Annotated in this window: 12 protein-coding genes; 6 read left to right on the top strand and 6 right to left on the bottom strand. The window is 69.1% G+C overall.

Annotation, left to right across the window (positions count from 1 at the left end; translation table 11 throughout):
- Positions 1-92: 92 nt before the first annotated feature.
- Genes I5071_RS27920 through I5071_RS27910 form a run of 3 tightly spaced genes read right to left on the bottom strand, consistent with a single transcriptional unit; the run spans position 93 to position 3,244 of the window.
- A complete protein-coding gene (locus tag I5071_RS27920; RefSeq protein WP_236607686.1) occupies positions 93-1,487 on the bottom strand; it encodes a copper oxidase in 1,395 nt (464 codons plus the stop codon).
- A gap of 16 nt (positions 1,488-1,503) precedes the next feature.
- Positions 1,504-2,940 (bottom strand): TolC family protein, encoded by a 1,437-nt coding sequence (locus I5071_RS27915; RefSeq protein ID WP_236515964.1) that lies wholly within the window; start codon positions 2,938-2,940, stop codon positions 1,504-1,506.
- Positions 2,930-3,244 (bottom strand): hypothetical protein, encoded by a 315-nt coding sequence (locus tag I5071_RS27910; RefSeq protein WP_236515962.1) that lies wholly within the window; start codon positions 3,242-3,244, stop codon positions 2,930-2,932. The genes I5071_RS27915 and I5071_RS27910 overlap by 11 nt, the downstream gene beginning before the upstream one ends.
- On the opposite strand from I5071_RS27910, the gene I5071_RS27905 reads away from it, so the two are divergent.
- On the top strand, positions 3,228-5,831 hold the full coding sequence (locus tag I5071_RS27905; RefSeq protein ID WP_236515961.1) for a PAS domain S-box protein: 2,604 nt from the start codon (positions 3,228-3,230) through the stop codon (positions 5,829-5,831). The genes I5071_RS27910 and I5071_RS27905 overlap by 17 nt on opposite strands.
- A 53-nt stretch (positions 5,832-5,884) precedes the next feature.
- Here the strand turns inward: I5071_RS27905 and I5071_RS27900 are convergent, their stop codons facing one another.
- Complete coding sequence (locus tag I5071_RS27900) at positions 5,885-8,335, bottom strand: heavy metal translocating P-type ATPase (RefSeq protein ID WP_329611080.1); 2,451 nt, start codon at positions 8,333-8,335, stop codon at positions 5,885-5,887.
- Between I5071_RS27900 and I5071_RS27895 the strand changes: the two genes are divergently transcribed.
- The 4 genes from I5071_RS27895 to I5071_RS27880 all read left to right on the top strand — a co-directional run bounded on the left by I5071_RS27895 (position 8,238) and on the right by I5071_RS27880 (position 11,536).
- On the top strand, positions 8,238-8,498 hold the full coding sequence (locus I5071_RS27895; RefSeq protein ID WP_236607747.1) for a hypothetical protein: 261 nt from the start codon (positions 8,238-8,240) through the stop codon (positions 8,496-8,498). The genes I5071_RS27900 and I5071_RS27895 overlap by 98 nt on opposite strands.
- Positions 8,499-8,931: 433 nt before the next feature.
- Positions 8,932-9,423, top strand: coding sequence for a helix-turn-helix domain-containing protein (locus I5071_RS27890; RefSeq protein ID WP_268921152.1), 492 nt, complete (start codon positions 8,932-8,934; stop codon positions 9,421-9,423).
- Positions 9,424-9,439: 16 nt separating this feature from the next.
- Positions 9,440-10,075 carry an IS630 family transposase gene (locus tag I5071_RS27885; RefSeq protein WP_236515957.1) on the top strand — a complete coding sequence of 212 codons (636 nt, stop codon included), beginning with the start codon at positions 9,440-9,442 and terminating at the stop codon, positions 10,073-10,075.
- Between the two features lie 651 nt (positions 10,076-10,726).
- A complete protein-coding gene (locus I5071_RS27880) occupies positions 10,727-11,536 on the top strand; it encodes a group II intron maturase-specific domain-containing protein (RefSeq protein WP_236515956.1) in 810 nt (269 codons plus the stop codon).
- A gap of 256 nt (positions 11,537-11,792) precedes the next feature.
- On the opposite strand, the gene I5071_RS27875 is transcribed toward I5071_RS27880, so the two are convergent.
- Both I5071_RS27875 and I5071_RS27870 read right to left on the bottom strand, forming a co-directional pair.
- Complete coding sequence (locus tag I5071_RS27875; protein ID WP_236515955.1) at positions 11,793-12,485, bottom strand: DDE-type integrase/transposase/recombinase; 693 nt, start codon at positions 12,483-12,485, stop codon at positions 11,793-11,795.
- A 214-nt stretch (positions 12,486-12,699) separates the two neighbouring features.
- Positions 12,700-13,089 (bottom strand): hypothetical protein, encoded by a 390-nt coding sequence (locus I5071_RS27870; protein WP_236515954.1) that lies wholly within the window; start codon positions 13,087-13,089, stop codon positions 12,700-12,702.
- 645 nt (positions 13,090-13,734) lie between these two features.
- Between I5071_RS27870 and I5071_RS27865 the strand changes: the two genes are divergently transcribed.
- The gene (locus tag I5071_RS27865; protein WP_236515953.1) at positions 13,735-15,018 is read left to right on the top strand and encodes a hypothetical protein; all 1,284 of its coding nucleotides are present in this window, start codon (positions 13,735-13,737) and stop codon (positions 15,016-15,018) included.
- Positions 15,019-15,035 lie beyond the last annotated feature (17 nt).

Below are 15,035 nucleotides of genomic sequence, written 5' to 3'. Positions count from 1 at the left end.
CCGGCGTTTTGGCGACGGTGGTGACGGTCGAGCATCAGCGGGTCGCGCGCCGTCTACTCGCCGCGTTCGCCGATGGAAACGCCGCGGACACTTCAATCGGTGCGGCGGGTGTCGCGGTCGGGATCGATGCCGTTGTCGCGCAGCTCGGCGGCCGTCGCGCGCTCCGAGACCGCGCCTCGCGGGTGCTGGTACCAAGCGGCCGGGTCCGCCGTCCGCGCGTTCTCGCGGACCTTCACGATGGTCATCATGCCGCCCATGTCGATGTACGAGAACGGCCCCGGGCCGCCGCGCATCGGGATGCTGTTCGGCGGCAGCGGCATGTCCATCGTGCCCATCTCGCCCATGCCGGTCGTGCCCATCGACATGTACTCGGGGATCACGCGACGAACGCGGGGATCGACCTCGCCCGCGTCCACGCCGACCATGTTCGAGATGTCGTGGCCCATCTGCATCATGACGTGATGGGTCATGTGACAGTGGATGGCCCAGTCGCCCGGCTCGGTGCTGACGAACTCGATCACGCGCACCGCGCCGACCGGCACGATCGTCGTGGTCTCCGGCCACTGCGCGCCCTCGGGGATGAATCCGCCGTCCGTCCCCGTGATGCGGAAGTGATGGCCGTGCAGGTGGATCGGATGGCTCGTCATCGGTGAGAGATTTCCGATGCGGATCCGCGTCCGCTCGCCGACCCCCACGAGCATCGGCTCGGTGGACGGGAACGCCTTGCCGTTGAACGTGAAGACGTTGAAGTCGAGCATCTCGTTGGGATCGGGGCGCCCGGTGCCCGGGTCGATGCGCCACTCGTGCGTCATCAGCACGAAGTCGTTGTCGACGCGCGGACCGATCGGACGCCGCGGATGCACGACGAACATGCCGACGCAGCCGAGCGCGATCTGCGTCATCTCGTCGTGATGCGAGTGGTACATGAACGTGCCCGCATCACGCAGTGGGAGCTCGTACTTGTACGTCTCGCCCGGCGGGATCGGGCGCTGGTTGAGCCCCGAGACTCCGTCCATGCCGTTCGGGAGCACGAGCCCGTGCCAGTGGATCGTCGTCGGCTCGGGCAGACGATTGGTCACGAAGACGCGCACGCGATCGCCCACCACGCCTTCGATCAGCGGACCGGGCGTGCTGCGGTTGTAGCCCCAGCATCGCGCGCGCAGACCCGGCGCGAATTCGTGATCGAAGGGCTCGACGACGAGGTGCCCGACCTTCACGCCGCCCACGATGCGCCACGGGAGCTTCCCGACGTTCGGCATGTGCGCAGGGATCGGCCCGCCGGGCACGACCGGGGTGCGATCGGGGCGCTGCGCGGGCACCCACGAGCGGTCGCTCTGCTCGATGCGCGTCGCGTCGGGCGCACGCTCGCGCGGCGCTGCCGCGTCGCCCGGCTGCGCGCCATGTCCGGCGTGCTGCGCCTGCGCGCGCTCGGCGACGAGCGCGGCGCCCGCGAGCGCGCCGGTCACGAGGAAGTCTCGTCGGTTCACCATCGCTCGTCCTTCCTCAGTGCGGGCTGCTCGCCGTGGGCCCACCCGATTCGCGCGTCCGCGCGCCGATCTCGATCTCCACGTCGGGCCCGATCGTCCCCGCGACGCGTCCCGCGAGCACCTGATCGAGCGTCGCGCGCGCTTGCCAGTACTCCCGCAGCGCCTCGATGTATCCGCGTGCTGCGTCGATCTGCTCGCGCTTCGCTTGCAGCAGTCGGAAGACGTCGATCTGCATCGCGTTGTACTGGCGCAGCGTCTGCTCGAACACACGGGTGCGCGCCGGAATGAGCACCTCGCGATAACGATGCGCGAGCAGCTCGGTCGTGAGCGCCCGGTTGCGCGCGGCGCGCACCGATGCGCGCACCGCCACCGCGAGCGCGACGTAGCGCTCGCGCAGTGACTCGAGCTCGGCCTCGCGCGAGAGAACCGTGCCCTGGCCCTGCGAGAAGAACGGGAACGTGATCGCCATCTCGGGCCCGTACTCCCACCGCTCCTCGTCGTACTCCGCGTGGAAGCCGACCGCGATGTCGGGCACGAGGCCTTCCGCTCGGGCGAGCCCGAGGCTGCGCCCGATGGCCTCGAGCTCGGCACGTGTCCACGCGAGCTCCAGGCTCGTCTCGATCGCGCGCGGCTCGAGCTCGTCGAGCACCAGCGGCTCGGAGGGCGGGTCCGCCAGACGGCCGGCGATCTCCCAGCTCACCTCGTGCCCGTAGAGACCCATCAGCACGTTGAGGCGCTCGCGGTCGTCGTAGAGCTCGAGCTCTGCGCGCGCGGTGTCGATGCGCGCCTGCTCGAGCGCGGCCTCTTCGATCGACACGTCGAGATCCCGCACGTTCCCGGCCTCGTGCAGCGCGCGCGCCGCGGTGACGCTCGCGGCGTACGACTCCTGCGCGGTCTGCATGAGCTCGAGGTGCTGCACGCTCGCCTGGTAGCGAAAGAACGCGAGCCGCACGCGGTACGCCAGATCGAGCACCGCGCCCGCGGTGCGGTACCGGACGACGTCGATGCGCGCAGCGGCGGCCTCGGCGCGGATCGGCGCGAGGATGAGCGCGGTGATGTCGATCGCGATCCCGACGTCGTACTGCGGTGGCTCGACCTGATCCTCGGGGAACCGAACCTCGGCCTCGAGCGTCGGGTTCGGCAGGAGCCCCGCTTGTACGAGCGCGCCACGCGCGATCCCGAGCTCGTACATCGCGGCGCGCAGGTCGCGATTGTTCGCGAGCGCGATGCGCACCGCGCGCTCGGCGTCGAGGGGCTGCGCGAGGAGCTCTCGCACGTGCGGCTCCTCTTGCTGCCAGGTGTCGGGATCGCGGTCGACGAGGTCGAGCTCGGTGCGCGTCGCGAGCACCGCGCGCACGGCGTCGACGTCCTCGCGGCGCGAATGGCTGACGCAGCCCACGGCGAGCGCGAGCGCGAGCACGACGGGGATGCGCGTCGTGCGCTCAGTGCGCATGGCCGTGGCTTCCGTGGTGGTGTGTGCCGCCGTCGGGAGCGCCCGCGTCGTGCGCTTCCGTCACCGGTGGCTCTTCTTCGCCGCCCGCGTGACCTTCGTGCTCGTCGTGATCGAGCGTCGAAAGGTCTTCGTCGTCCTCGAAGCTCGCGCCGATCGGAGGGAGCGGCGCGCTCTCGGCGCGCGGTGAGAGCACCGATGTCGGGGCGGGCTCGCGAGGGACCGATGGACCGCCGCACGACGTGACCGCGAACGTCACGACGAGCCACGCCGCGGGTCGGGATCCCTTGGTGAAACGGGCACGCATCGCGCTCGGGCTCATCTCCGGGCTCCGTGATCGGCCGCGCGTGTCGGCGCGCGTGCCCCGTGGATCGCACGACATAGGCGCGCGGTCACCCCATCACGAAGTCCTCGTTTCGCGATCGCGAGCACGACGTGCACGACGGGGTCGTTGGCTCGTGACGCCGACCTCGTGCGGCGCGCGCGCCACACCGACCGAGAGTGTGGCGCAGTCCCCCCGGTCGGCCTCGAAGCGCGCGAGCGCTTCGAGGATGGGCGTGCCCCTTGCACCACATCGACGCGACCGACGTGCGTCGGAGCCATCGTGTCGAGCTCAGGTGAGCGTGCTGGTCCAGGTCATCAGCGACAACGCAGGCCGAGAGACGCTCGCGCACGCGATCGAGCGCCGCCGCGACGAGATCCGACGGGCGTGGCTGGAGCGCGTGCGAGCGGACCTGAGCGGGCGCGACGTGGACGCGGCCGAGCTCGTCGATCACGCGGACGGGTACATCGATCGACTGACGCAGCTGCTCCGCGGCGGCTCGCCGGTCGAGCGCATCGGCGCGCGCGCGTGGACCGACATCGCGCGCAAATACGCGCTGACCGGCATTCGGCTGGGCTTCGACATCGAGCAGCTCGTGCGCGAGATGTCGCAGCTGCGATCGGTCGTGGCCGCGGTCCTCGCCTCGGAGGGACTGAGCTCCGAGCTGCTCCACACCGTGCTCGACGAGGCGATCGCGGCGTCGGCCGCGGAGTTCGCGCACGTCGCGCACGCTCGTCTCCGCGCGGCCGAGGAGCGCTATCAGCTGCTCGTCGAGGGCGCGCGCGAGTACGCGATCTTCCTGCTCGATGCGCACGGTCGCGTCGCGAGCTGGAACTCGGGGGCCAAGCGCATCAAGGGCTACGACGAGTCGGAGATCCTCGGCCAGCCCTACGACGTGTTCTTCCTCCCCGAAGACCGCGCGTCCGGTGAGCCTTCGCGCCTGCTCGCAGAAGCCAGGGTGAAGGGCGAGCACAAAGGGCGACACCGCCGTCTGCGCAAGGACGGCTCCGAGTTCTGGGCGGACGTCACGCTCACTGCGCTCTTCGACGACTCGGGCGTGCTGCGCGGATTCTCGAAGATCACGCGCGACGCGACTGCGCAGGTCGAGGCCGAGGCCGCAGCAATGCAGCGTGAGCGACTGTCGGCGATTCTCGAGTCGGCCGTCGACGCGATCATCGCGACGGATTCGAGCGGTCGAGTCGCGCTCTTCAATCGCGCCGCGGAGCGCGCGTTCGGATGCACTGCGGCGGACGCAGTGGGCCGGTCGATCGAGGTGTTCCTGCCCGACGCACGTTTTCCGAGCATCTCCCAGGAATGCAGCGCGTCTCGTCCGTTGCCCGGTCTGGTGTCGGAAGGCGGGATGTTCTGCACGCTCGGAGCTCGCCGCGCCGGCGGCGAGGTGTTCCCGGTCGAAGTCACGTTCGCTCCGACGGAGATCGGCGGCGCTCCGTACTACGCCGCGATCGTGCGCGACATCAGCGCGCGCGTGCGTGCCGAGCGCGCGAGACGCGAGGCGGAGGCGCGCCTCGAGGAGATCGCCGACAACACGAGCGCGTTCATCTACATCAAGGATCGCGAGGGCCGATTCCTGCTGGTCAATCGCGCGATCGAGACGCTCTTCGGCCTCACGCGTGCCCAGATGCTGGGCAAGACCGACGCGGAGATGTTCCCGTCGGATCAAGCCACGAAGTTCCGGGAGAACGATCTCGAGGTCCTCGCACGCGGCACCGCGATCACCGTGGAGGAGATGGTGCCCGTCGATGGCGGGCTCCGAACGTATCTGTCGGTGAAGTTCCCGCTGCGCGACGAAGACGGAGAGATCTACGCGACCGGTGGGGTCTCGACCGACGTCACCGAGCAAGTGGAGGCGCGAGACGCGCTGACGCGCGAGGTCCAGATACGCGAGCTGTTCGTCGGCGTGCTCGCGCACGATCTCCGGAATCCGCTCAACGCGATCATCATGACCTCCGCAGCGCTGCTCGCGGCTCGAGGGCTCGATCCTCCGGCGGCGAAGAACGTCGAGCGCATCGCGAACGGGGCGCGGCGTATCGCGGGGCTCGTCGACGTCCTGCTCGACTTCACGCGGGTGCGCTCCGGCGCCGGCATCGAGCTCCAGCTCCGCGCCGCCGACTTCCACGAGATCTGCCGTCACGTCGTGGAGGAAGCGGTCGCGGCGCATCCGAGCCGGAGAATCGATTGCGCTCTCGAAGGCGATCCCGCGGGTGAGTGGGACGCAGTCCGGATCGCGCAGGTGGCCAGCAACCTGATCAGCAACGCGCTCGCGCACGGTCGCGTCGACGCTCCGGTGAGCGTGCACGTCCGCGGGACGCCGAGCGAGATCACGCTCGAGGTACGCAACGCCAACGCGGGAGCCCCACTCGCGCCGGAGCAGATCGAGCGGATCTTCGATCCGTTCACCCGTGGGCCGCGTGCCGACGGAGGCGGGCTCGGGCTCGGCCTCTTCATCGTCGATCAGGCGGTGCGAGCGCACGGCGGCTCGGTGCGCGTCGAGAGCGACGTGGAGCGCGGGACCGCGTTCGTCGTGACGCTCCCCCGACATCCGCGCGTGTAGCCCACGGCGTTCTCGATCTCGCGCGCCGGCGGCGCGTCCATCCCCGCGCGACGTCACGCGCGCGACGACGCGTCGAACGAGCGCAGGCGCAGCGCGTTCAGCAGCACCGACACGCTCGAGAGCGACATCGCAGCGCTCGCGAGGACCGGCGAGAGCAGCCATCCGGTGAACGGATAGAGCAGGCCCGCCGCGATCGGGATGCCGATCAGGTTGTAGATGAACGCCCAGAACAGGTTCTGCCGGATGTTGCGGAGCGTCTGCCGCGAGAGCCGCAGCGCGGTCGGCAGCTTCGCGATGCCGCCCTGCAGCAGCGCGACGTCCGCGGCCGCGATCGCGATGTCGGTGCCGCTCCCGATCGCGACGCCCACGTCGGCGCCGGCGAGCGCAGGCGCGTCGTTCACTCCGTCACCCACCATCGCGACCACGCGTCCGCGTGCACGCTCGGACGCGACGACCGACGCCTTGTCCTCGGGCCTCACCTCCGCGATCACACGCTCGATCCCGAGGTCCGCCGCGACGGCGCGCGCCGTGCGCTCGCGATCGCCGGTCACCATCGCGACGTCGATGCCGAGCCGCTTCAGCACGGCGACGGTGATCCTGGCTTCGTCGGTCGCGCGGTCGGCGACCGCGATCATCCCCGCGAGCATGCCGTCGACTGCGACGAACGACGGAGTGCGACCACGCGCCGCGAGATCGTCGGCGGCGCGCTCGAGCGACTCGGTGTCGATGCCCGCCTGCGCGAGCCACGCGCTCGTACCGACCCGCACGGCGCGACCCCCCACGCGCGCCTCGATGCCGTAGCCGGCCATGCTCGCGAATCCGTCGGCGGTGATCGTGAGCGCGCCGCGCGCGAGCGCGCCGTCGACGATGGCGCGCGCGATCGGGTGCTCGCTCTCCTTCTCGACCGACGCGACGAGCGAGAGCAGCGCGCGCTCGTCTCCGTCGATCGCGATCACGTCGGTGAGCTCGGGCTTGCCCGCGGTCAGCGTTCCCGTCTTGTCGAGCAGCACGGTGTCGATGCGGCTCGCCGACTCGAGCGCAGCGCCGCCCTTCACGAGAACACCGAGCTCCGCGCCTCGTCCGGTGCCGACCGCGACGGCCGCGGGCGTGGCGAGACCGAGCGCGCACGGGCACGCGATGACGAGCACTGCGACGAAGCGCTCGATCGCGGTGGCGATTCCGTCCTGCGTCGGATCGATCAGCGCCCACGCGATGAAGGTGATCGTCGCGATGACGAGCACGACGGGAACGAACCAGCTGCTGATCACGTCGGCGAGCCGCGCGATCGGCGCCTTGCTGCCTTGCGCCTGCTCGACCGCCTCGACGATGCGCGCGAGCGCGGTGTCCTTGCCGGTTCGACCGACGCGGAACGTCAGCGAACCGCTCTGGTTCATCGTGCCGCCGAACACGCGCGCGCCGACCGTCTTGTCGACCGGCATGCTCTCGCCGGTGAGCATCGACTCGTCGACCGCCGAGGTCCCGCGCACGACCTCTCCGTCGGTCGGGATGCGCTCGCCGGGACGCACCAGCACGAGATCGCCACGGCCCAGTCGTTCGACCGCGACGTCCTCTTCCCGATCACCCATCACCCGACGCGCCGTCTTGGGCTGCAGCGCGACGAGCCCGCGCACCGCGTCCGCGAGGCGCTTCTTCGCGCGGCTCTCGAGCACCTTGCCGAGCAGCACGAACGTGATGATCGCGCCCGCCGCCTCGAAGTAGACGTGCGGGATCATCCCGTGCTCGGCGTGCGGGAAGAGCTGCGGCGCGATCACCGCGATGGCCGAGTACACGAACGCCGCGCCGGTCCCCAGCGCGACGAGGGTGTTCATGTCGCTCGTGCGGTGCTTGGCCGCGATCCACGCGAGCCGGAAGAACCGTCGTCCCGGGCCGAGCACGACGATGCTCGCGAGCGCGAGCTGGATCGCACGTCCGATGGGCCCGTCCGCACCGGGGATCGCGCCGTGCGACATGCCGAGCACGAGCAGCGGGAGCGTGATCACCGCTGCGATCACGAGGTCGCGCACGAGCGCACGACGCTCCTCTTCGTCGACCTTCTCGCGCTGCTCGGCGCGCGTGGCGCTCGGCGTCTCGGACGTCGGCGGGCTGGCGACGCCGTAGCCCGCGCGCGACACGGCCTGCACCAGCGCGTCGGGCGTGGTGACATCGGGATCGATCGTCACGGTCGCGCGGTGGAATGGCAGGTTCACGCTGGCGTCTCTGACGCCCTCGACCTTCTTCAGCGCGTTCTCGACGCGGCGCACGCATGCCGCGCACGTCATCCCGACGATCTCCAGCTGCACGACGGCGTCGTCGCTCGGCGCTGCAGGGCGGATCACCTCGTAGCCGGCGTCGGCGACCGCGCGTGCGAGCGAGGTCTCGTTGGTGCGAGCCGGATCGAAGGTCACGGTGGCGCGCTCCGTCGCGAAGCTCACGGTCGCGCTCGTCACGCCGTCGACCCGTGTGAGGGCGCGCTCGACGCGGCGCACGCACGCGGCGCAGGTCATCCCGCGAATCGGAAGATCGGCGGTCTGCGACCTCGCGCTGTCGATGTGGGGGCGCGGCTTCGCCGTCCCGGTGCTGGAAGTGCTCGTGTCCATGTCGTCCTCCGGCGGCTGTTCCGCCTCGCCAAGGAGGACGCCGGCGACCTCGATGCATTACGCGGTGTGAACGCCCCGGACCGATACGGGGCGCGTCCGGCATGGGGAGCGGGCGCTGGCCGCCCCCCACCCGGTCGTGCAATGGTTCCGCGCCTTCGGAGGAGTGGCCGAGTGGTCGAAGGCAGCGGTTTTGAAATCGCCCGACCCGGTTTCTCGAAACCCGAGTGCCGACGCGTGTTTCCGTCGGGATGACAAGAACTTACGCACCTTCGACGACAGGCCTGATCGACCCTGAACGAAGCGGAACGGCACGGCTCGCTGGGCAACCGTGGACAACGGACGCCCTGAAGCGGTGCTCCGTTCGCCCACTGGCGGTGGCTTCAACGCAGGCGCGTCCCGCCCACAGCCCGCGCGTATCTGCCTTCGATACTAGTGTCCCGACCGCGACGCGGTGATCACGTCGGCCCTTGCGCCGCGATCGGGAGTCTGATCTACAGCGGTCTGTGAAGCCGACTGCGAGGTTCACAGGGCTGGAGCTGTCCGAGGCAGACCGCGAGCTCCTTCGCGCGAGGGGGCGCGGTAGCCATCGGGAGCGACTCACGGCCCGCCAGTGGCGTCGGATCCGCACGCTGCTTCTCCTCGACGAGGGCATGTCGGTCCGAGCCACGGCGATCGCAGTCGGGGGTTACCCGCGAGAGGTTTCGCGTGTCGCCAAGCGCTATGCGGAGCGAGGTCTGGACGCGGCGTTGTCTGATGACCCGCGTCCGTACCCGGAGCGGAAGCTCGACAGCGCGCAGGAGGCCGCGATCGTCGCGATGGTCTGCGGCCCACCGCCCGAAGGGCACGCGCGATGGACCGTGCGGCTCATCGCCGAACAAGTCGTGAAGCGAGGTGTCGTCGACGAGATCGGTCGCGAGACGGTCCGGGTCACGCTCGCGAGCCACGGCCTCAAGCCGTGGCGGGAAAAAAATGTGGTGCGTCCCCGCCGTCGATGACGAGTTCATCGATCGGATGGAGGACGTGCTCGAGCTGTACGCACGCAAGCACGACGAACGAGAGCCCGTCGTGTGCCTGGACGAGCGCCCTGTGCCGCTGCGCGATGCGGCGCGAGACGGGACGGCCATGTCGCCGGGCAAGATCGCGCGCGTCGACTACGAGTACGTGCGGCGGGGAACAGCGCACATCTTCTGCATCATCGAAGCTCTGACCGGGCGACGGCTGACGCACGCCACGCGCGATCGCGCCGGCCCATCGTTCGCGAAAGCGCTGAAGCGGATCGCGCGCCGCTACAAACGCGCTCGCACGATTCATCTGGTCGTCGACAACCTGAGCACGCACTCGGAGAAGTGCCTGATCGATGCGCTGGGGCCTCAGCAGGGCCGTGCGCTATTGCGGCGCTTCACGGTGCACTTCACGCCGAAGCACGCGAGCTGGCTCAACGCCGCCGAGATGGAGGTGAGCCTCGTCGTCCGCGAGTGCCTCGGCCGACGCCGTATCGGCGATCTCGCGACTCTGCGGCACGAAGTCAGCGCGTGGAATCGCCGCGCAGATCGTAAGCGTCGCGGCATCAACTGGACGTTTCGCGTCGCCGACGCCCGGCGCGTCTTCCGATACGCCGGGCTCGTTACGTCACGGTCGAGACACTAGCCGCGACGGGGAGCGCGTGATGAGAGGTGAACGGTCCGGCATCCACGCGCGCGCGAATCCGTTTGGGCGATGTTGTGGCCCCGGAGAAACGCCGCTTGATCCCGCCGGGTCATCGCACGCCAAGCTGAGCGGGAGAACCGCGTTCGCCGCAGGGCGCGCCAACCGGTCCGTTGCTGGTTCGAGTCCAGCTCGTCGAGCTGAACTGGCCAGTCAAACTGGTCGGTAAACAGAAAGCCCCGCGAGAAATCGCGGGGCTTTCGCCTTTGTGCGCCCAGCATGGGCGCTGACTTGGAGGTGCAAGTCCTCCCGAGAGTTGGTCACAGCGATCGAAGGGAACCGCAGAGCGTCGGACCGCGAGGCCGGTGTGAAGGAAGCGGGAAACGAAGCTGCGGGCCGATGGACAAGAACCGCGTGCGAGGCGGCGCCGAGCAGGGCGAGCGGGCAGAGCACCGCGAAGCTCTCGTGACCAAAGGCGAGGCGGCGTAGACGTGGCGGCCGTGCAGTGAAGGTCAGCGTTCTTACCTGAGGAGATCTCGCCTCACGCCTGAAAGGGCGACGCCCCGCCAGGCGCGGAGCGAGAAGTCAACAGAGGTCGTAGTGGTCGACGGCGACGCCGACGAAGGACCGAACGGTGAGGAGGGCGAGACGCCCGTGGGTCTCGACGACGCAGAGCCGCAGAAGACCAGGCAGCAGGTGCTCCCGCTGGAGGGCCGAGGTGAAGCCTCGGAAGTACATCGGAGCGCGGAAGCGTCGTCGGCGACGAACGGAAACGCGCGCCCAGGAGCGAGCGGTCTGATGGAGCTGGTGTGCGAACGCCAGAACCTGAAGGCCGCGCTGAAGCGAGTTCGGCAGAACAAGGGCAGTCCCGGCATCGACGGGATGACGGTCGAGGAGCTCGAAGCGCATCTGCGCGTGCACTGGCCGGCGATCCGCGAAGCTCTGCTCGCGGGTCGCTACCAGCCGCAGCGCGTGAAGCGCGTCGTGATTCCCAAGCCCGGCGGAGGCGAGCGCGAGCTCGGCCACGCGTTCGTGCGCTATGCGGATGATCTCAACGTCTACGTGAGATCGAAGCGGGCGGGCGAGCGTGTGATGCGGGCGATGCGTCGCCTCTACGCGCGACTCCGACTTCGCGTCAACGAGACCAAGAGCGCGGTGGGACGCGCCACGGAACGCAAGTTCCTCGGCTTCTCGTTCTGGATCGCACCAGGACGCGAAGTGAAGCGGCGCGTCGCACCGCAAGCCCTCGAGCGTATGAAGGATCGCGTCCGCGAGCTGACCCGACGAGTCGTCGGTCGCAGTCTCGCGCAGACGTGCGAGCGGCTACGGGAGTATCTGAACGGCTGGAAGGGCTACTTCCACGTCGCGCAGACCCCGAGGGCTCTCGCGCAGCTCGACGAGTGGATCCGCCATCGTCTCCGCGCGCTGCAGCTCAAACACTGGAAGCGTGGGCCGACCATCTAGCGTCAGCGCTCCGCCACGGACTCCGGGATGACGCTGGCGTCGACCATCAACCCGAACTGGTCCGAGAGCCACGTCGGACCTCGGGGCGACTCGATCGGCTCGGTGCCGATCATCTCGATGCGTTCCGCGCGGACTGAGGCGCCACGAAGGGCGACCCGGTCGTAACGAGCCCTGCTTCGTGCGAGAGCTTGCCCATGCTCCGGCGTTGCAAGTGAACGGCGCTCGGAATGCCGACGAGACGAGCGCCGCGGAGAGCTTATGGCCCGCTACTGCGGGCAGGTGGGGGAGTCGCGCAGGCCGCGCACGAGACGGCACGGTTCGCGGCGACGCGCGCTCGTCGGGCGTCAGCGTGTGCGGAGGCGAGGCGTGCTCGAACGTCGAGCTCGCGCCCTGCATACGCCTCGTCTGGCGTTCGGCCACCGAGCTCGATGTGGGGAATGACCGCGTTGTGCTCATGGATGTACTCGGAGACGAGACGGCGGAGTGTGCCGATGGAATCGAGCGAGTGCAGGTAGAGCCACTGGTGCCGGAGTACTCGCCAGAACGCTTCTATCATCGAGTTGGAGAAATGGATCCCGACCTGCGCGACGACATGTTCGGCCACCGCGGAGAGGTCGGAGTCGGTGCCGATGATCACGTTCTCCGATCCGCCGTCAGTCATGACGCGAACTCTGAGGCCGGTCGCGACGCGCTCCCGCGCCATCGCGAGAATGGCACGCGTCGTGGCCGCGCGGAGCTCGGGCTCGACAGCCCAGGCAAGCACCTTGCGGGAGTAGTTGTCGGGGACTGCGTGCACGTACGCGCGCGTGCCGTCGAGCAGGCGAACGATCGTAACATCGACATGCCACCACTCGCTCGGTGCACTCGCGCGGACTCCGATCTTCGCTGTTGGGGGGATAGACGCGCTGGCGTGGTCGCGCCCAGCCGTAGCGCCGGATAAGCGCACCATGTGCCGTAGCTCGCGAACACCCGCGCGGTACGCTGAGCAAGAAGGGCGAGAGAGCGGATCGAGAAATGGCGGTAGCTCTCATCCTCGACGAGGTCGTGGATGGCGCCGCGCTCCTCGCGTGTCAGCCGCGCTGGCGACGTGCGCGGGCACGGAGGAGCATCGTCGAGACGACAGAGCAGTTCACGGCGTTTCCACGCACGAAAGCGATCCTCGCTCAGGCCCACGAGCGCAGAGCGACCCGCCTGCCCCGCACGTTCTCCGCACGAGTCACGGCGGCAAGCAACCTCGCCTTCGCCTCTCCTTGCGGCAGACGCCTTGTGTCGAGCTGCGCACCCATCACATTCATGAGCGCGAACAGCAGGCGGAGAATCGCGCGCAGTCGAGCGATCTGGTGCTCGAGATGCGCGACCCTGGTCGCGAGACTGCTTGCGTCGAGCGCCGCGGGAGCGATCGCGATCACCGGCGGCGCGCCTCGACGGATCCACGACCGCCGTGTCGACGCGGGGATGTCGAGGTGGCGGACGAGGAGCGGCTCGCGCCCTTCGACGACCGCTGCGCGGATGCAATGATCGTAGCGGCGGCGGGCACCGGCTTGCGTCGTCACGCCTCGATCGGGCACCCACCTCAGCGCCGAGGGGAACCCAGCTGCCGCGCGCGCCCCGTTGCACTTGCAACGCGTCGGCGCGGTCAGGTCCGCGCACGGAGCACAGCTATGGCCCGAAGAACGGTGCGTGGCCGACAGCGATCTCGTACACGCGGCGGCGGGTCGCGATACGACGTTCGCGTGTGCGGCGCTTCACGGTTGCGAACAACTGAGGGCGGCGCTCCGTACTCCACGAAGCGTCCGCAGGTTGTGGAGTTCAGGAGACGGCATCTTGGTTGGGCGTAACCACCAGTCGACGTCACGATGGCCGATTCCAGAAGCCCCTTCGCGCTTGTCCACGCTCCACGAGAAGAGAATCTCGAGATCGGGCGAGATACCTATCGCAACCGAGTTGTGCGGCCCGAACAAGGTTCGCCGGACGCGGGATCGAACACTCCACACTGTTCGCGCCCCTGGTCAGCGCCTCTGGGTGAGCGGAGGGATTGACCGAGCGTCCGCGCTTCGGGTACTTTGTCGAATGTGCCGCGCGCGAGGATTCCAGTTTGGGCGTACGGCTCACTGTTGTGGGCTTGTCATAGCTCGCACGTCGGTGATGGATCGTTCGTCGACGCGGCGGTCTTCGACGGAGAGATTGGCGATTCGGCGGTGAGCGGGCTTGACGCGGCGCTTCCGGAACGCGATGCGGCCGTTTCTCATGACGCCCTCGTCCCGCTCGATGTGGGGTGCGACATCGAGCGCTGCAACGGCCTAGACGATGATTGCGACGGCGCGATCGACGAGAGCGCAAACGCCGAATGTGCGCGACGAGGAGGCGTGGGCACCTGCGTCGAAGGAGTATGTCAGCTCGTCTGCGATGCACAGTCGGCGGACTGCAACGGAGACGCGGCGGACGGATGCGAAACACTGCTCGCGACGGATCGTCATCACTGCGGCGCCTGCGGCAACTCGTGTGCGTTGCGAGAGCGCTGCGCAGCGGCTGTCTGCACAGCCGATTCCATTATCGGTCTAGCACCGGCAGATCGTACGCACTCCTGCGTCCTGACCGAATCTGGTCGGGTCATCTGTTGGGGCACAAACGAGCACGGCGTGATCCATCGCGATCACCTGAACGAGCGCCTGCTCCCGACCCAAGTGGTCGGTCTTCCGCCGATGGCGCAGGTCGCGATCTCGGGTTCTCACGTCTGCGGCGTCGATCGCGGCGGGTCGGTGTGGTGCTGGGGCGATCCGAGTGGAGGCAGGTTGGGGGTCCCCGAGGAGAGCGCGCCCGCTGTTGTCGGCACACCGGTGCATGTGCCGCTGCCGCGGACGGCGCGACAGGTCGAGCCGGCGGACGCTCACGTCTGCGCAATCCTCGACGACAGATCGGTATGGTGCTGGGGTCCGAGCGTCCTTGGAGAGGGTCCTGCCCGGCCGCCGGAGCCCGTCGCCGGGCTAAGCGACATCGGAGCGCTGTCCGGTCGGCCAGGCACGATGTGCGCGCTCTCCGGGTCCGGCACGGCCCTGGCGTGGGGTAGAGCGCGCTTCTTCGACATGGACGACTACCAGGAGGTCCCGGCGCCTCGGCCGATCTTTCCTGATCAAACGGCGCGCGCGGTGAGTTGCACACAAGATGACGCCACCGCCCTCGTCAGCGACGTCGTCCTCCTCCGCTGGGAACATCGGCAGGCCTTCATCGCGAGCGCCCCCGTCGTCGCGATGGCAGGCGGGTGTGTGATCGAATCGCCCGCAGCGCTTCGCTGCTGGCCCGGGCGGATGTCACTCGTCGATCTCGATGGGCCGGCGCGGCTGATTGGCACCGGCGACGTGAGCCGCTGCGTCGTGATCGACGCCAACCGGCTCCGCTGCTGGGGCGACAACGAGTATGGGCAGCTCGGCGGTGGAACTGCCGAGGCCGCGGAAACGCCGACGCCTGTCGTCGGGTTCGAGTGATCATCAATTTAGAGAGG

The organism is Sandaracinus amylolyticus, from assembly GCF_021631985.1.
Lineage (GTDB): Bacteria > Myxococcota_A > Polyangia > Polyangiales > Sandaracinaceae > Sandaracinus > Sandaracinus amylolyticus_A.
The sequence above is the reverse complement of the archived record's forward strand: the minus strand, read 5'-3'. Positions and strand labels throughout refer to the sequence as shown.